The sequence below is a fragment of the Mycolicibacterium parafortuitum genome (assembly GCF_002086815.1).
Taxonomy (GTDB): Bacteria; Actinomycetota; Actinomycetes; order Mycobacteriales; family Mycobacteriaceae; genus Mycobacterium; species Mycobacterium parafortuitum.
In genome coordinates this window covers 44,731-68,678 of the sequence record NZ_MVID01000021.1, presented here as the reverse complement: position 1 = coordinate 68,678, position 23,948 = coordinate 44,731, and the positions used below count along the sequence as shown (strand labels likewise).

At 69.9% G+C, this 23,948-nt stretch carries 22 protein-coding genes; 3 read left to right on the top strand and 19 right to left on the bottom strand.

Features of this window, described 5'->3' with window-relative positions:
• Positions 1–234: 234 nt before the first annotated feature.
• The 7 genes from pyrF to pyrR all read right to left on the bottom strand — a co-directional run bounded on the left by pyrF (position 235) and on the right by pyrR (position 8,921).
• The gene (pyrF, locus tag BST38_RS20405; protein WP_083145293.1) at positions 235–1,047 is read right to left on the bottom strand and encodes an orotidine-5'-phosphate decarboxylase; all 813 of its coding nucleotides are present in this window, start codon (positions 1,045–1,047) and stop codon (positions 235–237) included.
• A 2-nt stretch (positions 1,048–1,049) separates the two neighbouring features.
• Complete coding sequence (gene carB / locus BST38_RS20400) at positions 1,050–4,388, bottom strand: carbamoyl-phosphate synthase large subunit (RefSeq protein ID WP_083145292.1); 3,339 nt, start codon at positions 4,386–4,388, stop codon at positions 1,050–1,052.
• Positions 4,389–4,491: 103 nt separating this feature from the next.
• Positions 4,492–5,619, bottom strand: a complete 1,128-nt coding sequence (carA, locus tag BST38_RS20395) for a glutamine-hydrolyzing carbamoyl-phosphate synthase small subunit (RefSeq protein ID WP_083145291.1) — start codon at positions 5,617–5,619, stop codon at positions 4,492–4,494.
• Positions 5,616–6,119 carry a PH-like domain-containing protein gene (locus BST38_RS20390; RefSeq protein WP_083145290.1) on the bottom strand — a complete coding sequence of 168 codons (504 nt, stop codon included), beginning with the start codon at positions 6,117–6,119 and terminating at the stop codon, positions 5,616–5,618. Before BST38_RS20390 ends, carA begins: the two co-directional genes overlap by 4 nt.
• Positions 6,116–7,399 carry a dihydroorotase gene (locus BST38_RS20385; RefSeq protein ID WP_083145289.1) on the bottom strand — a complete coding sequence of 428 codons (1,284 nt, stop codon included), beginning with the start codon at positions 7,397–7,399 and terminating at the stop codon, positions 6,116–6,118. The genes BST38_RS20390 and BST38_RS20385 overlap by 4 nt, the downstream gene beginning before the upstream one ends.
• Positions 7,396–8,343, bottom strand: coding sequence for an aspartate carbamoyltransferase catalytic subunit (locus BST38_RS20380; protein WP_083145288.1), 948 nt, complete (start codon positions 8,341–8,343; stop codon positions 7,396–7,398). Before BST38_RS20380 ends, BST38_RS20385 begins: the two co-directional genes overlap by 4 nt.
• A complete protein-coding gene (gene pyrR, locus BST38_RS20375; protein WP_083145287.1) occupies positions 8,340–8,921 on the bottom strand; it encodes a bifunctional pyr operon transcriptional regulator/uracil phosphoribosyltransferase PyrR in 582 nt (193 codons plus the stop codon). The genes BST38_RS20380 and pyrR overlap by 4 nt, the downstream gene beginning before the upstream one ends.
• 352 nt (positions 8,922–9,273) lie before the next feature.
• Here pyrR and BST38_RS20370 point away from each other — a divergent pair, with 352 nt between their 5' ends.
• Positions 9,274–10,479 (top strand): serine hydrolase domain-containing protein, encoded by a 1,206-nt coding sequence (locus BST38_RS20370; RefSeq protein WP_083145286.1) that lies wholly within the window; start codon positions 9,274–9,276, stop codon positions 10,477–10,479.
• Positions 10,480–10,516: 37 nt separating this feature from the next.
• Positions 10,517–11,812, top strand: coding sequence for an HNH endonuclease signature motif containing protein (locus BST38_RS20365; protein ID WP_083145285.1), 1,296 nt, complete (start codon positions 10,517–10,519; stop codon positions 11,810–11,812).
• Positions 11,813–11,819: 7 nt separating this feature from the next.
• On the opposite strand, the gene BST38_RS20360 is transcribed toward BST38_RS20365, so the two are convergent.
• From BST38_RS20360 to BST38_RS20345, 4 genes are read right to left on the bottom strand one after another with little or no spacing between them, the layout of a single operon-like run.
• Positions 11,820–12,362: a hypothetical protein gene (locus BST38_RS20360; RefSeq protein ID WP_083145284.1), complete on the bottom strand. Its 543-nt coding sequence runs from the start codon at positions 12,360–12,362 to the stop codon at positions 11,820–11,822.
• Complete coding sequence (gene nusB, locus BST38_RS20355; protein ID WP_083145283.1) at positions 12,363–12,854, bottom strand: transcription antitermination factor NusB; 492 nt, start codon at positions 12,852–12,854, stop codon at positions 12,363–12,365.
• The gene (gene efp / locus BST38_RS20350; RefSeq protein ID WP_083145282.1) at positions 12,847–13,410 is read right to left on the bottom strand and encodes an elongation factor P; all 564 of its coding nucleotides are present in this window, start codon (positions 13,408–13,410) and stop codon (positions 12,847–12,849) included. The genes nusB and efp overlap by 8 nt, the downstream gene beginning before the upstream one ends.
• Positions 13,411–13,431: 21 nt before the next feature.
• On the bottom strand, positions 13,432–14,514 hold the full coding sequence (locus tag BST38_RS20345) for a M24 family metallopeptidase (protein ID WP_083145281.1): 1,083 nt from the start codon (positions 14,512–14,514) through the stop codon (positions 13,432–13,434).
• Between the two features lie 33 nt (positions 14,515–14,547).
• Here BST38_RS20345 and BST38_RS20340 point away from each other — a divergent pair, with 33 nt between their 5' ends.
• The gene (locus BST38_RS20340) at positions 14,548–15,144 is read left to right on the top strand and encodes a B-4DMT family transporter (protein WP_083145280.1); all 597 of its coding nucleotides are present in this window, start codon (positions 14,548–14,550) and stop codon (positions 15,142–15,144) included.
• 36 nt (positions 15,145–15,180) lie between these two features.
• Here the strand turns inward: BST38_RS20340 and aroB are convergent, their stop codons facing one another.
• The 8 genes from aroB to alaS all read right to left on the bottom strand — a co-directional run bounded on the left by aroB (position 15,181) and on the right by alaS (position 23,947).
• Complete coding sequence (gene aroB / locus BST38_RS20335) at positions 15,181–16,260, bottom strand: 3-dehydroquinate synthase (protein ID WP_083145279.1); 1,080 nt, start codon at positions 16,258–16,260, stop codon at positions 15,181–15,183.
• Positions 16,257–16,919, bottom strand: a complete 663-nt coding sequence (locus BST38_RS20330; RefSeq protein WP_083145278.1) for a shikimate kinase — start codon at positions 16,917–16,919, stop codon at positions 16,257–16,259. Before BST38_RS20330 ends, aroB begins: the two co-directional genes overlap by 4 nt.
• Complete coding sequence (aroC, locus tag BST38_RS20325; protein WP_110781829.1) at positions 16,919–18,127, bottom strand: chorismate synthase; 1,209 nt, start codon at positions 18,125–18,127, stop codon at positions 16,919–16,921. Before aroC ends, BST38_RS20330 begins: the two co-directional genes overlap by 1 nt.
• Positions 18,128–18,208: 81 nt before the next feature.
• Positions 18,209–18,652: a prepilin peptidase gene (locus BST38_RS20320; protein ID WP_083145277.1), complete on the bottom strand. Its 444-nt coding sequence runs from the start codon at positions 18,650–18,652 to the stop codon at positions 18,209–18,211.
• A 9-nt stretch (positions 18,653–18,661) separates the two neighbouring features.
• Positions 18,662–19,492 (bottom strand): shikimate dehydrogenase, encoded by an 831-nt coding sequence (locus tag BST38_RS20315; RefSeq protein ID WP_083145276.1) that lies wholly within the window; start codon positions 19,490–19,492, stop codon positions 18,662–18,664.
• Positions 19,470–20,717, bottom strand: coding sequence for an endolytic transglycosylase MltG (gene mltG, locus BST38_RS20310; protein ID WP_083145275.1), 1,248 nt, complete (start codon positions 20,715–20,717; stop codon positions 19,470–19,472). Before mltG ends, BST38_RS20315 begins: the two co-directional genes overlap by 23 nt.
• The gene (gene ruvX, locus BST38_RS20305) at positions 20,710–21,237 is read right to left on the bottom strand and encodes a Holliday junction resolvase RuvX (RefSeq protein WP_083145274.1); all 528 of its coding nucleotides are present in this window, start codon (positions 21,235–21,237) and stop codon (positions 20,710–20,712) included. The genes mltG and ruvX overlap by 8 nt, the downstream gene beginning before the upstream one ends.
• Positions 21,238–21,241: 4 nt before the next feature.
• Entirely contained in the window at positions 21,242–23,947 is a 2,706-nt protein-coding gene (gene alaS, locus BST38_RS20300; protein ID WP_083145273.1) for an alanine--tRNA ligase, read from the bottom strand.
• Between the last annotated feature and the right edge of the window lies 1 nt (position 23,948).

Below are 23,948 nucleotides of genomic sequence, written 5' to 3'. Positions count from 1 at the left end.
GTAGGGCGCACCAGGGTGCCGCCCACGGCGGTTCGGCCGTCGCGTCGGCACGCGTGCCGACGCCGCCGGTTCAGGATGAAATCCCTGCTTATCGGCGGTATTCGTCGATATCGCCGGTTGCCTGGGGCGGATCGCCGGGCGCGGCGGTCCCGGCGGCGGCGCCGCGTGGACGGCGGACCTGAGAATTTCCCAGGTCATCGCGTGTCGGGCGTGTCGCGGTTCGGTAACGGAGGCTCAGGCGAGGTGCGCGACGGCGCTGCGCATCCGCTCAGCGGCATCGCGGATCGCGGACACATCCGGGCCGCTGCGCAGCACCTCGCGCGACACCGCGGGCAGCAGTTGGCCCTGGTGGGCCCCTCCGAGGCCCGCCAGCGCGTCGGGACGGCCGCCCTGCGCTCCGACGCCGGGTACGAGCACCGGGCCGTTCAGGGCGCTGACATCCGGCGGATCGGCCAGCGTCGCGCCGACGACCACGCCGACGGAGCCGGGCGAGCCGGCCGGGTTGAGCGCCGCGGCGGCGTCGACGATCGACTGGGCGACGGTGCGCCCGCCCGCATCGGCGCGCTGCACCGACGCACCCTCCGGGTTCGACGTGGCGGCCAGCACGAAGACCCCGCGGTCGTGGTCGCGGGCGGTGTCCAGCAGCGGCTGCAGTGACCCGAAGCCCAGATACGGCGACGCCGTCACCGCGTCGGCGGCCAGCGGCGAGTCACCGGCCCACGCGGCGGCGTACGCGGCCATCGTCGAGCCGATGTCGCCGCGTTTGGCGTCGGCGAGCACCAGCACCCCGGCCTCACGCAGCGCGGCGATGGTGCGCTCCAGCACGGCGTAGCCGGCGGAGCCGTACGCCTCGAAGAACGCGACCTGCGGCTTGACGACCGCGAACCCGTCGAACGCGGACACACAGATGTCGCTGAAGCGGGCCAGGCCGTCCGCGCCGGTCCCGAGCCCCCAACTGCGCAGCAGTTCCGGATGCGGGTCGATACCGAGGCACAGCGGGCCACGCTGTGCGATCGCCACCGCCAGGCGCTCGCCGAAACCGCCCACCGTCACGACCCCAGCGTGCTGTGCAGTTCCTGCAGCGACATCACGCCGATGTCGCCGCGGAGGCTCGCCTCGATGCCCTGCACCGCCGCCGACGCGCCCTGCACCGTCGTCACGCACGGGATGTTCATCGACACCGCGGCCGAGCGGATCTCGTAGCCGTCGATGCGCGGCCCGGAGTTCCCGTACGGAGTGTTGAGCACCATGTCGACGTCGCCGGCCTTGATCGCGTCCACCGCGGACGGGCGCGGATCGTCGGCGCTGGGTTGTTCGAAGTGCTTGCGCACCTCGTCGCACGGGATCCCGTTGCGGCGCAACATCTCGGCGGTGCCCTCGGTGGCCAGGATGTGGAAACCGAGGTCGGCGAGACGTTTGACCGGGAACACCAGCGAGCGCTTGTCCCGGTTGGCGACCGAGACGAACACCGTGCCCTCCCTGGGCAGCGACCCGTAGGCGGCGGTCTGGCTCTTGGCGAATGCGCTGCCGAAGTCGTGGGCGATGCCCATCACCTCTCCGGTGGACTTCATCTCCGGCCCGAGCAGCGAATCGATCTGGGAGCCATCGGCCTTGCGGAAACGATGGAACGGGAGAACGGCTTCCTTGACCGCGACCGGGGCGTTGCGGGCGGTGGTGGCGCCATCGCCGCTGCGGGCCAGCACACCTTCTTCGCGCAGCTCGGCGATGGTGGCGCCCAACATGATCCGCGCGCACGCCTTGGCCAGCGGCACCGCGGTGGCCTTGGACACGAACGGCACGGTCCGCGACGCCCTGGGGTTGGCCTCCAGCACGTAGAGGATGTCGTCCTTGAGCGCGTACTGCACGTTGAGCAGCCCGACGACACCGATACCGAACGCGATCGCCTCGGTCGCACGCCGCACCGCGTCGATGTCGCTGCGGCCCAGGGTCACCGGCGGCAGCGCGCACGCCGAGTCGCCGGAGTGGATGCCGGCTTCCTCGATGTGCTCCATCACGCCACCGATGTAGACCTCCGAGCCGTCACACAGCGCGTCGACGTCGATTTCTATCGCGTCTTCGAGGAACCGGTCGACCAGCACCGGATGTTCGGGCGAGAGCTGGGTGGCGCGCAGGATGTAGCCCTCCAGGTTCTCGTCGTCGTAGACGATCTCCATACCGCGCCCGCCCAGCACGTAGGACGGCCGCACCAGCACCGGGTAGCCGATGTCGGCGGCGATGCGGCGGGCCTGCTCGAAGCTGGTGGCCATGCCGTACTTCGGCGCGGGAAGCCCGGCCGCGGTGAGCACCTCGCCGAAATGGCCGCGGTCCTCGGCCAGGTCGATGGCCTTCGGGCTGGTGCCGACGATCGGGACACCGGCGTCCTGCAGCCGCTCGGCCAGGCCCAGCGGGGTCTGGCCGCCGAGCTGCACGATCACGCCGACCACGCCCGGGCCACCCTCGCCGGACTGCTGTTCGGCGTAGTAGACCTCCAGCACGTCCTCGAACGTCAGCGGTTCGAAGTACAGCCGGTCGGCGGTGTCGTAGTCGGTGGACACCGTCTCGGGATTGCAGTTGACCATCACGGTCTCGAAGCCGGCCTCGGTCAGCGTGGTCGCGGCGTGCACACAGCTGTAGTCGAATTCGATGCCCTGGCCGATGCGGTTCGGGCCCGATCCGAGGATCAGCACCTTGGGCCGCTCGGTCTGCGGCGCCACCTCGGTCTCAGCGGCGGGATCGATCTCGTAGCTGCTGTAGTGATAAGGAGTCTTGGCCTCGAACTCCGCGGCGCAGGTGTCGACGGTCTTGAACACCGGGTGGATACCCAGCCGCCGGCGCAGCGCCCGCACGCCGACCTCGCCGGCGAGTTCGGGCCGCAGCGCGGCGATCTGACGGTCGGACAGGCCGTGGTGCTTGCTGCGGCGCAGCAGCTCCTCGCCGAGCACCGGAGCCTCCAGGAGTTCCGCGCGCAGTTCGACGAGCCCGCCGATCTGGTCGACGAACCACGGGTCCACGCCGGAGGCCTCGGCGACCTCTTCGACCGTCGCCCCGAGGCGCAGCGCGTACTCGATGTCGTAGAGCCTGCCGTCGGTCGCGGTGCGCAGCCGCTCCAGGACCTCGGGGATGTCCCCGGTCGGGTCGGGCCCGGTCCAGAATCCGGCGCGGCCGGTCTCCAGCGAGCGCATCACCTTGCCGAGCGCCTCGATGAAGTTGCGGCCCAGCGACATCGCCTCGCCGACGGATTTCATCGTGGTGGTCAGGGTGGCGTCGGCGCCGGGGAACTTCTCGAACGCGAACCGCGGCGCCTTGACCACGACGTAGTCGAGCGTCGGCTCGAAGCAGGCCGGGGTCTCCTTGGTGATGTCGTTGACGATCTCGTCGAGCGTGTAGCCGATCGCGAGCTTGGCGGCGATCTTGGCGATCGGGAACCCGGTGGCCTTCGACGCCAGCGCCGAGGACCGCGACACCCGCGGGTTCATCTCGATGACGATGAGCCGGCCGTCTTTCGGGTTGACCGCGAACTGGATGTTGCAGCCGCCGGTGTCGACGCCGACCTCGCGCAGGATCTCGATGCCGAGGGTGCGCATCTTCTGGTATTCGCGGTCGGTCAGCGTCATCGCGGGGGCGACGGTCACCGAGTCACCGGTGTGCACGCCCATCGGGTCGAAGTTCTCGATCGAGCAGACGACGACGACGTTGTCGCGTCCGTCGCGCATCAGCTCGAGCTCGTATTCCTTCCAGCCGTAGATCGATTCCTCGATCAGCACGTTGGCCGACGGCGAGGCGGCCAGGCCGTCGCCGGCCATCCGCTCGACGTCCTCGGCCGAGTACGCCATGCCGGAGCCCAGGCCGCCCATCGTGAAGGAGGGCCGCACCACCACGGGCAGTCCGAGTTCGGCGACGGTGTCGCGGACTTCGTCCATCGTGAAACACACGCGGCTGCGGGCTGATTCGCCGCCGGCCTTGGCGACGATGTCCTTGAACTTCTGCCGGTCCTCGCCGCGCTGGATGGCGTCGAAGTTCGCGCCGATCAGCTCGACGTTGTAGCGCTCCAGCGCGCCGTTCTCGTAGAGCGAGACGGCGGTGTTCAGCGCGGTCTGTCCGCCCAGGGTCGGCAGCAGCGCGTCGATCTTGTTGCCGCGCGCGGCCTGCTGCGCGATGACCTTCTCGACGAAGTCGGGCGTGATCGGCTCGACGTAGGTGTGGTCGGCGTACTCCGGGTCGGTCATGATCGTCGCCGGGTTGGAGTTGATCAGCGTGACCTGAAGACCTTCGGCCCGCAGCACCCGGCACGCCTGGGTGCCCGAGTAGTCGAACTCGGCGGCCTGCCCGATCAGGATCGGTCCCGACCCGATGACCAGGATGTGGTTGAGGTCTGTCCGACGCGGCATCTCTACTGGCCCCTTTCACCGCGAGCGCGCGTGTCTGCACACGGCACGCCGAGGAAACTCATACGAACTCGCGCGCTCACGCGCGTCGACAGCTCGGTGTCTGTCACTTCTCCCCTGCCATCAGGTCGACGAACTGGTCGAACAGGTATGCGGCGTCGTGCGGACCGGCCGCCGCCTCCGGGTGGTACTGCACCGAGAACGCCCGGCCGCTGGAGAGCCGCACGCCCTCGACCACCCCGTCGTTCGCGCAGGTGTGGCTGACCTCGGCCTGGCCGAAGGCGGTGTCGAACGTCTGGCCCGCCTCCCCTTCCAGCGCGAAGCCGTGATTCTGCGCGGTGATCGCGACCCGGCCGGTGCTGTGGTCCATCACCGGGATGTTGATGCCGCGGTGGCCGAAGACCATCTTGTAGGTCGACAGCCCCAGCGCCCGGCCCAGAATCTGGTTGCCGAAGCAGATGCCGAACAGCGGAATCCCCGCGCCGAGCACCTCGCGGGTGACCTCGACGATGTGGTCGGCGGTCGCGGGGTCGCCGGGCCCGTTGGACAGGAACACCCCGTCCGGTTTGAGCTCGGCGATCTGCGCGAACGTCGCCGAGGACGGCAGCACCACGCTGCGCACGCCGCGGGCGGCGAAGTTACGGGGGGTGTTCGTCTTGATGCCCAGGTCCAGCGCGGCGACGGTAAACCGGTGCGGCCCTTCGGGATCCACCTCGTACTCGGTGTCGGTGCTGACCTCCCCGGCCAGGTCGGCGCCGAGCATCGGCTGCTGCTTGCGCACGCGGTCGACCAGCTCCTCGATCGGCGCCTCCGCCGCGTCGCCGGAAAACAGCCCGGCCTTCATCGAGCCGCGGCTGCGCAGATGCCGCACCACCGCACGGGTGTCGATACCTGCGATGCCGACGATGCCCTGGCGGCGCAGTTCGTCGTCGAGGGTTCCGGTGGCGCGCCAGTTCGACGCCCGCGGCGAGGGGTCGCGCACGGCGTAGCCGGCGACCCAGATCTTGTCGCCGCGGCTCTCGCTGTCCTCGTGGTTCCAGCCGGTGTTGCCGATCTGCGGTGCCGTCGCGACGACGATCTGGCGGTGATAGCTGGGATCGGTCAGCGTCTCCTGGTAGCCGGACATGCCGGTGGAGAACACCGCCTCGCCTAGGGATTCGCCGACCGCGCCGAACGCGGTGCCGGTGAAGACGCGTCCGTCCTCCAGGACGAGCAGTGCTTTGCGTTCGGTCATGCCACTTCCTCTGGGAGCCACTTCGAATGATCGCGTCGGTCGTCGGGGCGGAACCCGGTGTCGATCTCGGTGCCCGACGGCAACTTCCATCGGATCGCCAGGATGCCCTCGTGGGTGAGGGCCTTTCCGGCCAGACTCTTCTCGGCCCGGATCTCGGAGATGGACTCGTCCGGGATCCAGATCGGTCCGGCGCCGGTGCGCTGCAACATGATTCCTTCGGGATAGCGGGTCAGGACGGCCTTTGCGCGAAAGCCCAGGTCGCCGGCGGCGACGCGGTCGTTCCAGTGCGGCGCCAGTGTGCTGCCGACGTAGAGACCCTTGGTGGCCGGCACGAGCGCCGGGCCGACGGTGTCGGGTAGCGGAGGCAGGGTGCCGATGATCTGCATCTGTCGTGCGACGCGGTTGCGCCAGCCTCGGATCATGCCCTGGATCAGCACCGCGATCAGCAGTGCCAGCACCGCGGCCATGACCAGGGAGGCGACCAGCGTCGGAGTGTTCACGCGCCCGCCTTCCCGTCGCGGGCGGTGATCTTGCCGCGCAACAGGGTCACCGTCACGGCCGCGGGCAACTCCATGTCCTCGTACGGGGTGTTGTCCGACCGACTGGCCAGCGCGGAACCCTTCACCGTCCAGCGGGCGTCGGGGTCGACGACGGTGAGGTTCGCGGGTTCGCCGACCTCCAACGGCCTGCCCTGATCCGGCAGCCCGACGATGCGGGCCGGCGCCTCGCTCATCACCCGCGCGACGTCACGCCAGGTCAGCAGGCCGGGTTCCACCATGGTCTCGACGACGACCGACAGCGCGGTCTGCAGGCCGAGCATGCCGGGACGGGCGTTGGCGAACTCGCACATCTTCTCGTGTTCGCCGTGCGGTGCGTGATCGGTTGCGACGCAGTCGATCACACCGTCGGCCAGGGCCTGGCGCAGCGCGGCGGCATCGCCGGCCTCCCGCAGCGGCGGGTTGACCCGGTTGCGCCCGTCGTAGGTCTGCAGCCGGGTGTCGTCGAGCAGCAGGTGGTGCGGGGTGACCTCCGCGGTGATCGCGATGCCCTGCTCCTTGGCCCACCGGACCAGTTCGACGCTGCCCGCCGTGGACGCGTGGCAGATGTGCACACGGGCGCCCGCGTCGCGGGCCAGCAGCGCGTCGCGCGCCACGATCGACTCCTCGGCCGCACGCGGCCAGCCGGCCAGGCCGAGTCGCGCGGCGTTGGGGCCCTCGTGGGCGACGGCGCCCACGGTCAGGCGGGGTTCCTCGGCATGCTGGGCGATCAGCACGCCGAGGCCGGAGGCGTACTCCAGCGCCCGTCGCATGACCAGCGGATCGTCCACGCACACACCGTCGTCGGAGAACATCCGGACCTGACCCGCACCTGCGGCCATCAGCCCCATCTCGGTGAGCTGCTTGCCCGCCAGGCCCACGGTGACGGCGCCGACGGGGTGCACGTCGACGAGCCCGACCTGCTGACCGCGGTGCCACACGTGGTCGGTGACCACCACGCTGTCGGCGACCGGGTCGGTGTTGGCCATCGCGAACACCGCCGTGTAGCCGCCGAGAGCAGCCGCGGCCGAACCGGTTTCGATGTCCTCGGCGTATTCGCGGCCGGGCTCGCGCAGGTGGGTGTGCAGGTCGACGAAGCCGGGCAGCAGGATCTGGCCGGTGCAGTCGATCTGTTCGTCGGCCGACAGGCCGGCGCCGACCTCCGCGATCTGGCCGTCGCGCACCAGCACGTCGACCGGCTCGCCCTCCCCGTAGAGCCGGACGGCCTTCAACACCACGCTCATGCGCTGATCGCTTCCTTCTCGGCACCGACGAGCAGGTGGAACAACACCGCCATCCGGACGTGCACACCATTGGAGACCTGTTGCAGCACAGCCGATTGCGAGGAATCGGCCACCGAGTACGCGATCTCCATGCCGCGCAGCATCGGTCCGGGGTGCAGCACCACCGCGTGCTCGGCCAGCCGGGCCTGGCGCTTTTCGGACAGTCCGTAGCGCACCGAGTACTCCCGCGACGACGGGAAGAACCCGCCGTTCATCCGCTCGGCCTGCACGCGCAGCATCAGCACCGCGTCGGCGAGCGGCAGTTCGGCGTCGATGTCGTGGGACACCGTGACCGGCCAGTTCTGCACGCCGACGGGCAGCAGCGTGGGCGGCGCGACGAGCACGACCTCGGCACCGAGGGTGTGCAGCAGCGACACGTTGGACCGGGCCACCCGGCTGTGCAGCACATCGCCGACGATCACGACCCGCTTGCCGTCGATGGACCCGAGCCGCTGCCGGATGGTCAGCGCGTCGAGCAGCGCCTGGGTCGGATGTTCGTGGGTACCGTCGCCGGCATTGATGACCGACGGCCCGCCGTGCTCGTCGAGCGTCCAGGCGGCCAGCTGCTGGGCCGCGCCCGAGGCCGGGTGCCGGATGATCAGCGCATCGGCGCCCGCGGCGCGCAGCGTCAGCGCGGTGTCGCGCAGCGACTCCCCTTTGGCCACAGACGACCCCGAGGCGCTGACGTTGATCACGTCGGCGCTCATCCACTTGCCGGCGACCTCGAATGACACCCGGGTGCGGGTCGAGTTCTCGTAGAACATCGTGATGATGGTGCGGCCGCGCAGGGTGGGCAGCTTCTTGACCTCGCGGCCGACCAGCGCCTCGCGGAAGTGGTCGGCGTTGTCGAGGATCGCCGTGGCGTCGTCGCGGCTCAGATCGGCCGCGGTCAGCAGGTGCTTCACCTGGCAGGCCCTCCGTAGGGTGCGATGCGGACTCCGTCGTCGCCGTCGTTCTCGGTGAGGCGGACCTTGACGTTCTCGGCGCGCGAGGTCGGCACGTTCTTGCCGACGTAATCCGCGCGGATGGGCAGCTCTCGGTGGCCACGGTCGACAAGCACTGCCAGCTGCACGACCTTCGGCCGCCCCAGGTCACGCAGCGCGTCGAGCGCCGACCGCACGGACCGCCCGGTGTAGAGCACGTCGTCGACGAGGATCACCAGCGCTCCGTCGATGCCGCCCTCGGGGATGGAGGTTTCGGCCAGCGCGCGGGGCGGCTTGCTCATCAGGTCGTCGCGGTACAGCGTGGTGTCGAGCGCGCCGTGCGCGACCTCGACGCCGCTGAACTCGCTGATGTTGCGGGCCAGCCTGGTGGCCAGCGTCACGCCACGGGTCGGGATGCCGAGAAGGATCACGCGCGGGCCGTCGGGACCGTCGAGTGCGGTCTTCTCGATGATCTGATGCGCGATACGGGCGACGGTTCGGCTGACGTCCGCTGCGGACATCAGCTCCCGGTCTGAGCCGGACTGGTCAGGTGCGCCCACGAGGGAGCCGGACCTCCTTCTCCGCCTCACGGGACGGATCGTTAAAGGATGTCGAAAAACTGCGGCGAGCTTATCAGGTGCCAGAGTGTGACCGCGTGCACAGCGAAGTCGGCGATGCCGGAGAAGTACAGACCTGCATAGGGGCCCGCCCACGGTGTGGCGTTGTCCCGCAGCCTGTTTGATTGTCGATCGGTTGTCGGCGACCGCGGATTCTGCCGTCCCCTCCGCGGCAGAATCCGCAGTGCTGCCATTGTCGCGCTGTTTGTCGCCGACGACGGCGGTTTCGCCGGTTTTGTTGCATGGTGCCGGTACTTGATGCGGCCGCGGTCGGACGCTGACCTACCCTGGCGCGATGAACCTCGACCGCAACAAGACCTCCATCGTCGACGCCATCGATGCCGGGTTGCTGGCCGGGGCGGTGACGCTGGTCTGGCACGACGGCGAGGTCCGACAGGTCAACGAGCTGGGCTACCGCGACGTCGACGCGAGGCTGCCGATGCAGCGCGACACCATCTTCCGGATCGCGTCGATGACCAAGCCCGTCACCGTCGCGGCGGCCATGTCGCTGATCGAAGAGGGCAAGCTGGCGCTGACCGACCGGGTTGCGACATGGCTGCCGGAGCTGGCGGACATGCGGGTGCTCGTCGATCCGCGCGGGCAGCTGGACCAGACGGTGCCCGCGCAGCGCTACATCACCGTCGACGACCTGATGACCCACCGGAGCGGGCTGGCCTACATGTTCTCGGTGCTCGGCCCGATCTCCGACGCGTACCGAAAGCTCCCGACCCGCCAGGACCAGGACCGATGGCTGGCCGAGCTGGCCGCGCTGCCGCTGGTTCACCAGCCCGGTGAGCGACTGACGTACAGCCACGCCACCGACGTGCTCGGCATCGTACTGTCGCGCATCGAGGGCAAACCGCTCAGCGACGTCCTGAAGGACCGTGTTCTCGGTCCGTTGGGGATGGCGGACACCGGCTTCAGCGTCGGAGCCGAGGGCAGGCGCCGGACGGCGACGATGTATCAGCTGGACAAGGACAGCACCCTGCGTCACGACGTGATGGGGCCGGCGCCGATCGTGGATCCGCCGTTCTGCACAGGCGGCGCCGGGCTGTTCTCGACGGTGGACGACTATCTGCGGTTCGCCCAGATGCTGCTGGCCGGCGGGACGCTGGACGGCACCCGGGTGCTGTCGCAGCATTCGGTCGACCTGATGCGGACCGACCGGCTGACCGCCGAGCAGAAGCGCCACGACTTCCTCGGCGCGCCGTTCTGGATCGGCCGCGGGTTCGGACTGAACCTGTCGGTGGTCACCGATCCCGCGAAGTCGCGTCAACTGTTCGGGCCCGGTGGGCTCGGCACCTTCTCCTGGCCGGGCGCGTACGGCACCTGGTGGCAGGCCGATCCGTCGGCGAACCTGATCTTGATCTATTTGATCCAGAACCTGCCCAACCTGACCGTGGACGCCGCCGCGGCGGTGGCCGGCAACACCTCGCTGGCCAAGCTGCAGACGGCACAGCCCAAGTTCGTGCGGAGCACCTACCAGGCGCTCGGCCTCTGACGCGGAGTTGTCGGACCCGAGGCGTAGCCTCGGGCACATGTTCGAAAGTTTGTTCGATGATGACCGGCACGTCGGCATCGGGGCGTCGGAGGCCGAACTCCGCGTCCTGGTCGAGCGGTACGAGCAGCTGAAGTCCCGGGCCGCCGCCGCGCAGGCCCGGGTGACCGCGATATGGGCCGCCAAGCGCGCCGCGGCCGAAGAAGTCGGCGGCGTCCCGGCACGCAGGCGCGGCAAGGGTCTGGCCGCGGAGGTCGCGCTGGCCCGCCACGACGCCCCCGTCTGCGGCAACACCCATCTCGGCGTGGCCAGGGCGCTGGTGCACGAGATGCCGCACACGCTCGCGGCACTGGAGTGCGGGGCACTCTCCGAATACCGGGCGACCTTGATCGTGCGTGAGTCGGCATGCCTGTCGCTGGAGCACCGCGGGCAGCTCGACGCCGAACTGTGCGCGGACACCAGCAAGCTGGCGGGCTGGGGCAACAAGCGGGTCGAGGCCGAAGCCAAGCGGATCGCCGCCCGACTCGACGCCGCCGCGGTGGTGGAGCGCTCCGCCAAGGCCGAACAGGACCGGTGCGTGACCACGCGACCCGCCCCGAACTGCATGGTCTACGTGACCGTCCTGCTGCCCGTCGCCCAGGGTGTGGGGATGTTCGCCGCACTCAAACAGGCGGCCGACACCACCTTCGACGACCGCTCACGCGGCCAGGTCATGGCCGACACCGCCTACGAAAGGGTCACCGGAAGGCAAGCCGCGCAACCGGTTTCGGTGTCATTGAACCTCGTCATGGCGGACACCACGCTGGCCGGCGACGACACCGAACCCGGTTGGCTCGACGGTTACGGCCCCGTACCGGCCGGCTTCGCGTGCAAGCTCACCGGCGATGCGGTCGCCGACAGAGACGCGAAGGCCATGCTGCGTCGCCTGTACCGGCACCCGACAAGTGGCCAGCTGGTCGGAATGGAGTCGCGTGCGCGCACCTTCCCCAAAGGGTTGGCGGCATTCATCGGAATCCGTGACCGCAGCTGCCGTACCCCGTACTGCAACGCGCCGATCCGCCACCACGACCACGCGACGCCCGACCGCGACGGCGGAAAGACCAGCGCGCGCAACGGGCTCGGCCTGTGCGAGGCCTGCAACTACGCCAAGGAGGCGCCGGGCTGGCGGGTCACCACCAGCGAGCGCGACGGTGAGCACACGGCGGAGTTCGTCACGCCGACGCAGGCGAGGTACTACTCGATCGCGCCGCCACCGCCGGGCACGCCGGTGTCGCGGCGCAGCATCGTCGAAGGCCGGTTCAGCGTCGACCTGGTCACCTTCGAGCCCGCGGCCTGACAGGACGCTACATCGAGCGCGAGAGCACCCGACCGAACTGCATCAGCCGCTGCATCTGCGCGAGCCCGCCGTTGTCCACGGACTTCACGAAACGGAAGGATTCGCAATAGATGTCGGTCTCGGCGACCGTCCGCTGCCGCGACCGGGTGATCAACTGCGTGTACATCCGCAGCTTCACCTCCGCCAGCCGCCTCGTTCCGTCACCGAGCACCTCGTACTCGGTGGACAGCACCTGATCGGTGATGGTGGACAGCAGGATCGAGCGCGCCGAAGCCAGCAGTATCCGGCGCGAGCCGCCGTCGTCGGTGTCGGACACGTCGTCGTCGGCGCGCCAGATGATCAGCCGGCGCCCGTCGGTGGCGAGCACTTCCTGCCACAGCGCCTCACCCCAGGATTCCTCGGTGAACCCCCGGGTCATCACGAACGACTTGATCGCGGGCGGTTCGACGACCGACCGGATCTGGTCCACCGCGAGATCGGGATCGCGCAGGTACACCCGTGCCGCGTCCTGCAAGCTGGTGTACGGGGCCCAATCCTGCGGCGCGCCCATCTACGTGTCGCTACCGCCGTCGCGGCCGCCCTGCACCGCAGCCGCCGCGGCGCGGATCTGCGGCGTCACCAGCATCACCTGGCCGAGCACTCCGTTGACGAAGCCGGGCGAATCGTCCGTCGACAGCTGCTTGGCCAGCTCGACGGCCTCGTCGACCGCCACCGGCTCGGGCACGTCCTCGGCGTGCAGCAGCTCCCACACCGCGACCCTCAGCACGGCCCGGTCGACGGCGGGCAGCCGGTCCAGCGTCCAGCCCTGCAGGTGCGCCGAGATCAGGTCGTCGATGTGGGCGGCATGCTCGGTCACCCCGCGCGCCACCGTCACGGTGTACGGGTTCAACGGGGAATGGTCCTCGGAACCCTTCGACGCCAACTCATTCCGTGCCTCGGCGACTTCGGCCGGGGTGATGCCGCGGGCTTCCGCCTCGAACAGCAGGTCGACGGCGCGTTTGCGCGCCTGGTGCCGACCCTTATCGCTCCTGCGGTCAGGCATTGACCCTTCCCAGGTAGCTACCGTCGCGCGAATCCACCTTCAGCTTGTCGCCGGTGTTGATGAACAGCGGCACCTGGATCTCGGCGCCGGTCTCCATCGTGGCGGGCTTGGTGCCGGCACTGGAGCGGTCACCCTGCAGGCCCGGCTCGGTATGGGCGACGAGCAGCTCGACGGTGACCGGAAGTTCCAGATACAGCGGGACGCCGTCGTGGAAGGCGATCTGCACCGGCATGCTCTCCAGCAGGAAGCCGGCGAGGCGGCCGACGAGCGCCTCGGGCAGCGGATGCTGCTCGAAGTCCTCGGAGTCCATGAACACGAAGTCGTTGCCGTCGCGATACAGGTAGGTGGCGTCGCGGCGGTCGACGGTGGCGGTCTCCACCTTCACGCCCGCGTTGTAGGTCTTGTCGACCACCTTGCCGGACACGACGTTCTTCAGCTTCGTGCGCACGAAGGCGGGGCCTTTACCGGGCTTGACGTGCTGGAATTCCACGATCTGCCACAGCTGGCCATCGATCTGAAGGACGAGCCCGTTCTTGAAGTCGGCGGTCGATGCCACGTGGGTTGTACTCCTAGCTTTCTAGAGGATCACCAGTTCCTTCGGGAACCGTGTGAGTAGGTCTGGGCGTTTGTCGACCACGAGCGTGTCCTCGATGCGGACACCGCCGCGGCCGGGCAGGTAGACGCCGGGCTCCACGGTCACCGCAGAGCCAGCAAGCAGTGTACCGGCGGAAGCGGAGTTGATTCCCGGCGCTTCGTGGATCTGCAGCCCCACCCCGTGGCCGAGACCGTGGCCGAAGTTGTCCGCATAGCCGGCGTCGGCGATGACCTGCCGCGATGCGGCGTCGACGTCCTTGAGCGCGACACCGGGTGCCAGCGCCTCGCGACCCGCCCGCTGGGAGTCGGCGACCAGTGAATAGATGTCGCGCTGCCAGTCGGCGATCGGGGAAAGCACGAACGTGCGGGTCATGTCGGAGTGGTAGCCGGCCACCAGCGCACCGAAGTCGATCTTGACGAAGTCCCCGGCGGCCAGCACCGCGTCGGTGGGCCGGTGGTGCGGGATCGCCGAGTTCGCGCCGGTCGCGACGATGGTCTCGAACGACGCTCCGTCGGCACCGTGCGCGAGCATCAGCGACTCGAGCTCGTTGCGGACCTCCTTCTCCGTGCGGCTAACGCGCAGCCCGCCGCCGTCGATCAGATCCCGCAGCGCGGCGTCGGCCGCCTCGCAGGCGAGACGGAGCAGCGCCACCTCGCCGGCGTCCTTGACCTCCCGCAACCCCTCGACGGTGCCCGCGGCCCGGACGAGTTCACACCCGTCGCCCGCCGCGGCCGTCAGCGCCGCGAACGCGTCCACGGTCACGACGTGGCTCTCGAACCCGAGCTTGCGCACCCCGTCCTCGGCGGCACGCTTCGCCAGATGCGGACCGCACGCGCGCTCGATGACCACCTCGGCGTCCGGCGCCTGCTGCGCCGCCTGGGTGCGGTAGCGCCCGTCGGTGGCAAGCACCGGCGTTTCGCGCCCGGCAAGCACCAGCAGGGCGGCGTTCGACCCGGTGAAACCCGACAGGTAACGCACATTGACCAGGTCTGATACCAGCATGGCGTCCAGCCCGGCATTGGCCAGCCGCTCCCGCAGCCGGCCGCGCCGCTGAGAAATCGTCACAGCGGCTGACGGTACTCGCTAAGGTGAGGCCCCATGAGCAAGTGGTTGGTGCGTGGACTGGCGTTCGCGGCCCTGATGGTCATTGTCCGGTTGCTACAGGGGGCGATGATCAACGCCTGGGAGACCAAGGCGGCTCTGATCAGCGCCGTGCTGGTCGCCCTGTACGCCGTGGTGGCCCTGGTCTGGGGTTACGCCGACGGACGTTCCGACGCGCGCCGCAACCCGGACCCGGACCGCCGCGACGACCTCGCGATGACGTGGCTGCTGGCCGGGCTGTTCGCCGGCGTGGTCTCCGGTGTGGTGGCCTGGTTCATCGGCTTGTTCTACAACAACCTCTACGTCGAGGGCCTGATCAACGAGATCACCACGTTCGCGGCGTTCACCGCGCTGCTGGTGTTCGTCTGCGCGATCATCGGCACCGCGCTCGGGCACTGGCTGGTCGACCGTAAGGCTCCGGAGCAGACGCGCCGCCGCGAGGACGACGACCGCGCCGACACCGATGTCTTCGCCGCGGTGCGCGACGACACCGCCGACTACGACTCCTACTCCGGTGCGGAAACCGAGCAGCAGACCTCGTCCGTCGCGCTCGCCGAGGACGAGACCCGCCCGGTCGACAAGCGCGACAACTGATCTGACCGACGCACGCCGAATCCGCGTGCGCGGACGTCAGTCCCGGGCGACCTCGGCGTAGGCGGCGGCCAGCAGCGACGGATCCGGCCCTTCGAGGCGTCCCGGCTTGCCCAGCCCGTCGAGCACCACGAACCGCAACACCCCGGCGCGGGTCTTCTTGTCCCCCAGCATCGCCTCCATCAACTGTGGAAGCGCGTCGGCGTCGTAGCTGACCGGCAGCCCCAGCGACGTCAGGATCGTGCGGTGACGCGCGGCGGTGCCGTCGTCGAGCCGCCCGGCCAGCCGGCCGAGTTCGGCCGCGAACACCAGTCCGACCGACACCGCGGCCCCGTGGCGCCACTGGTAGCGCTCCCGCCGCTCGATCGCGTGCGCCAGGGTGTGGCCGTAGTTGAGGATCTCGCGCAGCTGCGATTCCTTCTCGTCGGCGGCCACGACCTCGGCCTTGACCGCGACGGCACGCCTGATCAGTTCGGGCAGTACGGCACCGGTGGGGTCGAGCGCGGCGTCCGGGTCGGCTTCGATCATGTCGAGGATGACGGGGTCGGCGATGAATCCGGCCTTCACGATCTCGGCCATCCCGGCGATGATCTCGTTGCGCGGCAACGACTCCAGCGTCGCCAGGTCGATCAGCACCGCGGCCGGCTGGTGGAACGCGCCGACGAGGTTCTTGCCCGCTTCGGTGTTGATCCCGGTCTTGCCGCCGACCGCGGCGTCGACCATGCCCAGCAGCGTGGTGGGAACGTGCACGATGTCGATGCCGCGCAACCAGGTCGCCGCCGCGAAGCCGGCCACGTCGGTGGCCGCTCCCCCGCCCAGGCTCACGATCGCGTCCTTGCGGCCGATGCCGATCCGGCCGAGCACCTGCCAGATGAACCCGACGACGGGCAGTTCCTTACCGCCCTCGGCGTCCGGGATCTCGATACGGTGCGCGTCGATCCCGTTGTCCGCCAGGTGCTTCCGGATCACCTCGGCGGTCTCGTTCAGGGTCGGCTGATGCAGGATCGCGACCTTGTGCCGTCCGTCGAGGACACGGCCCAGATCGCCGAGCAGACCTCTGCCGATGATCACCGGGTAGGGCGGATCGGTCCGAACCTCAACCGTCACCGGCTCTGTCACTGCTCGTCCTTTCGCATGCACGACGATCCTTTGCCCTTCTGGGCGGCAACCACGGCGGGGCTCGGCGGCGCCTCGGTCGACGGCGTGGGCGTCAGCGACAGCGGCGCCCGCCGCCACACCGTGCGCCTGCGGCGCCGCTCGGGTTTGGCGTCCCGGTCCTCCAGTCGCGCGCAGATGTAGCGCACGACCGCGCCTGGGTTGCGGTGGTTGGTGTTGACCCGGATGGTGGCGACCTGCCGGTACAGCGGAACACGCTCGGCCATCAGGGCTTTGAACTTCTCGCCGCGGTCGGGTCCGGCGAGCAGCGGCCGTACGGTCGAACCCCCGGTGCGCCGGATACCCTCGGCGGCACTGATCTCCAGGTAGATCACGTTGTGCCCGGCCAGCGCCTCGCGGACACCCTCGGTGGTCACCGCGCCCCCGCCCAGGGACAGCACCCCGTCGTGGGTGGCCAGCGCATCGCGGATCACCTGCTCTTCGATCCGGCGGAACTCGGCTTCGCCGTCGGTGGCGAAGATGTCGGCGATGGTCCGCCCGGTGGTCTGCTCGATCGCGTTGTCGGTGTCCAGCAGCGGAACCTCCAGCGCTTTGGCCAGGCGCCGCCCGATGGTGGACTTGCCCGACCCCGGCAGGCCGATCAGCACCGCCTTCGGAGACATCAGGTCGACATCCCGTTGGTCGACGGTTCCCGCGCGGCCACCGAACGCAGGTAGTTGTCGATGTTGGCCCGTGTCTCGGCCAGGGAGTCGCCGCCGAACTTGGCCAGCGCCGCGCGGGCCAGCACCAGCGCCACCATCGTCTCGACCACCACGCCGGCGGCGGGGACCGCGCACACGTCGGAACGCTGGTGGATCGCGACGGCTTCGTCGCCGGTCGACATGTCGACCGTCGCCAGTGCGCGCGGCACGGTGGAGATCGGCTTCATCGCCGCCCGCACCCGGACGGGCAGCCCGTTGGTCATGCCGCCTTCGAGTCCGCCGGCGCGGTTGGTGGACCGGATCACCCCGTCGGGGCCCGGGTAGATCTCGTCGTGCGCGACGCTGCCTCGCCGGCGTGCCGTCTCGAAGCCGTCACCGATCTCGACGCCCTTGATGGCCTGGATCCCCATCACGGCACCGGCGAGCTGGCTGTCGAGCCGGCTCTCACCGCTGGTGAACGAGCCGAGCCCGACCGGAAGGCCGTGGGCGACCACCTCGACGACGCCGCCGAGGGTGTCGCCGTCGCGTTTGGCCGCCTCGATTTCGGCGATCATCAGTTCTTCGCTGCGCTTGTCGAACGCGCGCACCGGGCTGTCGTCCACGGCGGCCAGATCGGCGGCCTGCGGCGGCGGGCCGTCGTACGGATCGGACGCGCCGATCGAGATCACATGGGACACGATGTCGACGCCGAGCGCCTGCTTGAGGAACGCACGCGCCACCGTGCCGGCCGCGACCCGCGCCGCGGTCTCGCGCGCGCTCGCGCGTTCCAGCACCGGTCGCGCGTCGTCGAAGCCGTACTTGAGCATGCCCGCATAGTCGGCGTGCCCGGGGCGCGGCCGGGTCAACGGCGCGTTGCGGGCGGCGCTGTCGGCCAGCGCCTCGGCGTCGACCGGGTCGGGCGCCATCACGGTCTCCCACTTCGGCCATTCGGTGTTGCCGATCTCGATGGCGATCGGCCCGCCGAGCGTGAGCCCGTGGCGCATACCGGCCAGCAGCGTGACCTGATCCTGCTCGAACTTCATCCGGGCGCCGCGGCCGTAGCCGAGGCGGCGGCGGGCAAGCTGATCGGCGATGTCGCCGGAGGTCACGTGAACGCCGGCGACCATCCCTTCGACCATCGCCACCAGCGCCCGGCCGTGAGATTCACCTGCAGTCGTCCATCGCAACACGCGTCCCAGTTTCGCACGCCAGGTCAGCCGCGTTGAAATCCTGCCACGCCATCGTGCGCGGCCATCGCGCGCACGGCCGTGTCACACCGTCGCGGAAAGCCCGACCACGAGCCCGGCGGCCAGGCACATCGACGGCCCGTGCGGGACCGTCGAGCGCACGCCGCGCAGCCGCCGGCACAGCGCGAGCACGCCGGTCGTCAGCGAGGCGCCCAGCGCGGCGAGCACCCACACGTCGGCGCCGTAGACGCCGGTCAGCGCGCCGAGACCGAGCGCGAGTTTGACGTCGCCGGCACCCAGCGCGGCCGGTGCGATCAGGTGCACGGTGAGGTAGACGCCGAACAGCGCCGCCGCCCCGGCGACCGCGGCAAGGCCGTGCCCGGTGCCGGCCGCGACGACCAGGATCACCGCGGCACCGGGCAGGGTCAGCGTGTTCGGCAGCCGACGGCTCCGAATGTCGCACGCGCTCAACGCGATCAACCAGACCGCGACGCCTGCGGTGGCGATCCCGCCGGCGATCTCCCCCACCTGTCGAGGTTAAGCCCGCACCAGCGCCTGCCTCATCGCCTCTTTCGGAGCCGGCAGCCCGGTGAACTGCTCCACCTGGGCGAAGGCCTGGTTCAGCAGCATCTCGAAGCCGCTGATGACCCGGCCCCCGGCGGCCGCCACCGCCGTGGCGAGCAGGGTCGGCCACGGGTTGTAGATCGCGTCGAGCAGCACCGGTGTGCCGGCCAGCGCCGCGGCGTGCGGGGCGACCGCGTCGGCCGGGACGGTGTTCACCGCGACGTCCACGCGAGCGACGACCTCGGCCAACCGGTCGTCGGGCAGCCCCACCCAGTCGGTGTCCGCCCCGTAGGCACGACCGAGCCGCAGCAGCGGCGCCGCCTTCTCGGGGTTGCGGGCCGCGACGGTCACGTGGGTGATCCCGGTCTGGATCAGCCCGACGACGACGGCGGGGGCGGTCCCGCCCGACCCGATCACGACGGCACGCCGGCCCGTCACCTGTGCATCGGTCAACGCGCCCGCGACCCCGTCGATGTCGGTGTTGTCGGCCCGCCAACCGGTGGCGGTGCGCACCAGGGTGTTCGCCGAACCGACCGCACGGGCCCGCTCGGTCGCCTCGTCGGCGACGCGCAGCGCGGCGAACTTGCCGGGCATCGTCACCGACAGCCCGACCCACTCCGGGCCGAGACCTGCGACCAGGCCGGGAAGTTCGTCCTCACCGCATTCGATGCGGTCGTAGGTCCATCCGTGCAGACCCAGCGCCCGGTACGCGGCCAGGTGCAGTTGCGGGGACCGCGAGTGCGCGATCGGGGAACCCAGCACGGCCGCGCGCCGCGGCGCGTCACCGGGCCGAGTCGAGGACACCGTTGCGGATCGCGAGCTCGATGTTGGCCAGATGCTGTTCGTACTCCTTGGTGAACAGCGTGGTGCCCTGCATGTCGATGGTGACGAAGTACAGCCAGTCACCGGGCTCGGGCTGTTCGGCGGCGACGAGCGCGGGGCCGCCGGGTGAGCAGATCGGGGTGGCGGGCAGGCCGGGCCGCACGTAGGTGTTCCACGGCGTCATCTGCCCGCGGTCGCCGTCGGTGGTCGCGACCTCGATGCGGTCCAGCGGGTAGTTCACCGTGGAGTCGAACTCCAGGGTGCGACGCTCCGCGAGCCGGTTGTAGATCACCCGGGCGACCTTCGAGAAGTCCTCGGGGGTGGCCTCCCGCTGAACCAGGGACGCCACGACGAGCACCTCGTACGGCGTCATGTCGATCGCGGTCGCGGTGGTGAGCAGACCGCTCTGCTCGTACTGCGCCGCACTCGTGGAGATCAGCGTCGCGAGGATGTCCTGCGGAGGCGCCGACGGGTCGATGTTCCAGGTGCCGGGCGCGATCAGGCCCTCCAGCCTGCGGTGGTCGGAGCCCATCGCGTCGACGGCGTCCGTCGCCCACTCCGGCACCCCCAGCTCCAGCGGGGTCGCGGTCGACGCGACGTTCTTGAGGTCCTCGGCGGGCACACAGCGCCGGTCGCCGTCGAGGTCGACGCAGGATGCGTTGGAGATCAGCGTCAGGATGCCCGCGGTGACGGCGTTGGTCTTCACGTCGCGGACGTCGTCGAGCTGGCGGCCCTCCGGGATCACCAGTTTGCCGACCCGGTTGGCCGGATCGGCCAGCCGTTCCACCGCGGACGACGCCGGGATCTCGGTGCGCACCTTGTAGAAGCCGGGTTGGATCGCCGAGATCGCGGAGTTCCCGTCGGCCGCGTCGACGAACGTCTTGACGTTGGCGACGACATTGTTGTCCTGCAGCGTCTGCCCGATCGCGGTGGTCGAGTCGCCGTCGTGGACCTGGATGACCACATCGTTGACGCCGTCACCGGCGAAATCGGTGCTGCTGCCGCCGAACACCGAGTGCCACATCCGCGAGCCGAGGAACACCGCGACGACCGCGACGACGACGAGCATCGACAGTGCGACGACCAGGCCGGCACGCCGGCGGCGCCGCATGCGCTCGGCCCTGGCGCGTTCCCGCCGCGTCATCTTCTGACGGGGCGGGCCCACCGCCAACGGCTCGGCCCGGTCCGTGTGCCAATTGTCAGTCATCCAAGACCTCTCCGTGTGCGGGCAACGCTGCCCGCCTCTGGTCCAGCCAGTTCTGAAGGATCCCCACCGCCGCGGCCTGGTCGATCACCGACCGTTGGCCCCGGGCCCGTACTCCCGCCTCCCGTAACGCCCGCTGCGCGGTCACCGTGGTGAACCGCTCGTCGGCCAACCGCACCGGCACGGGCGCGATCCGCGCTGCCAGCTGGTCGGCGACGTCGGTGGCATCCTGCGCCGACGAACCCGCCCGGTCGGCCAGCGTCCGCGGCAGCCCGACAACGACTTCCACCACCTGATACTCGTCGACCAGCGCCGCGAGCCTGCGCACAAGCTTGTTGGCGCGCCGGTCCCGGGCCACCGTCTCCACCGGCGTCGCGAGGATCGCGTCAGGGTCGCTGACGGCCACGCCGATGCGCACGGTGCCCACGTCCACACCGAGCCGGCGGCCGCGCCCCGGATCGGGGGCCGCGTTCGGATCGCCGGGACGATCGGGTACCCGGCTGGTCCAGTCGGTGTCGGGCACGCGGCTAACTCCGGCCCATCTCCGCACGTATCGCTGCCAGTGCGGCGTCGATACCTGCCGCCCCCTTACCTGATCCCTGTGCCAGATCGGCCTTGCCCCCGCCGCGGCCGTTGACCGCGGCCCCCAGCACCTTGACCAGATCATTGGCGCGCAACCCGCGGTCCTGGGCGGCCTGGTTGACCGCGACCACGAACGGCACCGAGTCGTCGTCGCCCTCGGCGATCAGCGCGACGACGGCTGGATCACTGCCCAGCTTGCCGCGCACGTCCCCGACCAGCGAGCGCAGATCGCCCGCGGAGATCCCGCCGGCCATCCGCTGGGCGACCAGCCGGACGCCGCCGATCTCCTCGGCACCCGCGGCCGCGTTGGCCGCGGCGGCGCGCGCACCGGCCAACCGCAGCCGGTCGAGTTCCTTCTCCGCGGCACGCAACCGGTCCACCAGGTTCTCCACCCGGGCGGGCACTTCGTCGGAGGGCACCTTCAGCGAGGACGCCAGCCCGGCCAGCAGGGCTCGTTCCTTCGCGAGGTGTTTGAACGAGTCCAGCCCGACGTACGCCTCGACACGGCGCACCCCGGAGCCGACCGAGGACTCCCCGAGCACGGTGACCGGACCGATCTGGGCCGAGTTCTGGACGTGGGTGCCGCCGCACAGCTCCAGCGAGAACGGGCCGCCGATCTCGACCACCCGGACCTCGTCGGGGTAGGCCTCCCCGAACAGCGCCATCGCACCCATCGCCTTGGCCTGGTCGAGCGAGGTGTTGAACGTGTTGACCTCGAACGCGGCGATCACGGCCTCGTTGGCGACCACCTCGATGTCGCGACGCTGGTCCTCGCTCAGCGCGCCCTGCCAGTTGAAGTCGAAGCGCAGATAGCCCGGTCGGTTCAGCGAGCCCGCCTGGACCGCATTGGGTCCGAGCACCTGACGCAGCGCGGCGTGCACCATGTGGGTGCCGGAGTGGCCCTGGGTCGCGCCGTGGCGCCAGTTCGGGTCCACCGCAGCGACCACGGTGTCACCTTCGACGAACTCGCCGGACTCGACGGTGATGCGGTGCGCCCACAGTGTTTTCGCGATCTTCTGAACGTCGTTGACGGCGGCTTTCGCGGTCGCCGACGCCCCGGTCCCGGTGACGGTGCCCTCGTCGGCGATCTGACCGCCCGACTCGGCGTAGAACGGGGTGCGGTCGAGGATCAGCTCGACGCGGTCGGGGACGGTGCCGGAGTCGCCGGCCTGCCCGTGGGACACCACCGGGACCCGCTTACCGTCCACGAAGATCCCGAGAATGCGTGCCTCGGTGGTCAGTTCGTCGAAACCGGTGAACTCGGTGGGGCCGGCGTCGACGAGCTCGCGGTAGGCCGACAGGTCGGTGTGCGCCTGCTTGCGTGCGGCCGCATCGGCCTTGGCGCGCCTGCGCTGTTCGGCCATCAGGCCGCGGAAGCCCTCTTCGTCGACCGACAGGCCGGCCTCGGCGGCCATCTCCAGGGTCAGGTCGATCGGGAAGCCGTAGGTGTCATGCAGGGTGAACGCATCGCTGCCCGACAGCACCGTGGCCCCGGACGCCTTGGTGGACTGCGCGGCGTCGTCGAACAGCTTCGACCCGGACGCCAGGGTGCGGTTGAACGCGGTCTCCTCGGCGACCGCGATGCGGTTGATGCGCTCGAAATCGGTGACCAGTTCGGGGTAGGACGGCCCCATCGCGTCGCGCACGGTGGTCATCAGTTCGCCCATGATGGGGCGATCGACGCCGAGCAGCTTGGCGGAGCGGATGATGCGGCGCAGCAGACGGCGCAGCACGTAGCCACGGCCCTCGTTACCGGGGGTGACGCCGTCGCCGATGATGATCGCCGCGGTGCGGCTGTGGTCGGCGATGATCCGGTACCGGACGTCGTCCTCATGGTTGCCCTCGCCGTAACCGCGCGGCGCGATCGCGGCGACCAGGTCGATGACGGGCCGGACCAGGTCGGTCTCGTAGACGTTGTCGACGCCCTGCAGCAGGCACGCGATGCGCTCGACACCCATGCCGGTGTCGATGTTCTTGCGCGGCAGCGGCCCGAGGATTTCGAAGTCGTCCTTCGAGGTGCCCTCGCCGCGCTCGTTCTGCATGAACACGAGATTCCAGATCTCGATGTAGCGGTCCTCGTTGGCCTCGGGTCCGCCGTCGACACCGTATTCGGGTCCGCGGTCGAAGTAGATCTCCGAGCAGGGCCCGCACGGCCCGGGGATCCCCATGGACCAGTAGTTGTCGGCCATCCCGCGGCGCTGGATGCGCTCGAGCGGCAGGCCGGCCACTTGCTGCCAGATCTCGATCGCCTCGTCATCATCGAGATAGACGGTGGCCCAGAGCTTTTCGGGATCGAATCCGTAGCCGCCGTCGTCGACGGAGTTGGTCAGAAGCGACCAGGCCAGTTCGATGGCGCCCTTCTTGAAGTAGTCGCCGAAACTGAAGTTGCCGGCCATCTGGAAGAAGGTGTTGTGCCGGGTGGTGATGCCGACCTCGTCGATGTCCGGGGTGCGGATGCACTTCTGGACGCTGGTCGCCCGTGGGTACGGCGGGGTGCGCTGCCCGAGGAAGTACGGCACGAACTGCACCATGCCCGCGTTGACGAACAACAGGTTGGGGTCGTCGAGGATCACCGAAGCGCTGGGCACCTCGGTGTGGCCCGCCTTCACGAAATGATCAAGGAACCGCTTCCTGATCTCGTGTGTCTGCACG

Bases quoted from the DNA above. Each gene is read 5' to 3' on its own strand.
- carB (WP_083145292.1), bottom strand. From the start codon at position 4,388: ATGCCGCGTCGGACAGACCTCAACCACATCCTGGTCATCGGGTCGGGA.
- carA (WP_083145291.1), bottom strand. From the start codon at position 5,619: ATGACCGAACGCAAAGCACTGCTCGTCCTGGAGGACGGACGCGTCTTC.
- BST38_RS20385 (WP_083145289.1), bottom strand. From the start codon at position 7,399: ATGAGCGTGGTGTTGAAGGCCGTCCGGCTCTACGGGGAGGGCGAGCCG.
- BST38_RS20370 (WP_083145286.1), top strand. From the start codon at position 9,274: ATGAACCTCGACCGCAACAAGACCTCCATCGTCGACGCCATCGATGCC.
- BST38_RS20365 (WP_083145285.1), top strand. From the start codon at position 10,517: ATGTTCGAAAGTTTGTTCGATGATGACCGGCACGTCGGCATCGGGGCG.
- BST38_RS20360 (WP_083145284.1), bottom strand. From the start codon at position 12,362: ATGGGCGCGCCGCAGGATTGGGCCCCGTACACCAGCTTGCAGGACGCG.
- nusB (WP_083145283.1), bottom strand. From the start codon at position 12,854: ATGCCTGACCGCAGGAGCGATAAGGGTCGGCACCAGGCGCGCAAACGC.
- BST38_RS20340 (WP_083145280.1), top strand. From the start codon at position 14,548: ATGAGCAAGTGGTTGGTGCGTGGACTGGCGTTCGCGGCCCTGATGGTC.
- BST38_RS20330 (WP_083145278.1), bottom strand. From the start codon at position 16,919: ATGTCTCCGAAGGCGGTGCTGATCGGCCTGCCGGGGTCGGGCAAGTCC.
- mltG (WP_083145275.1), bottom strand. From the start codon at position 20,717: ATGACTGACAATTGGCACACGGACCGGGCCGAGCCGTTGGCGGTGGGC.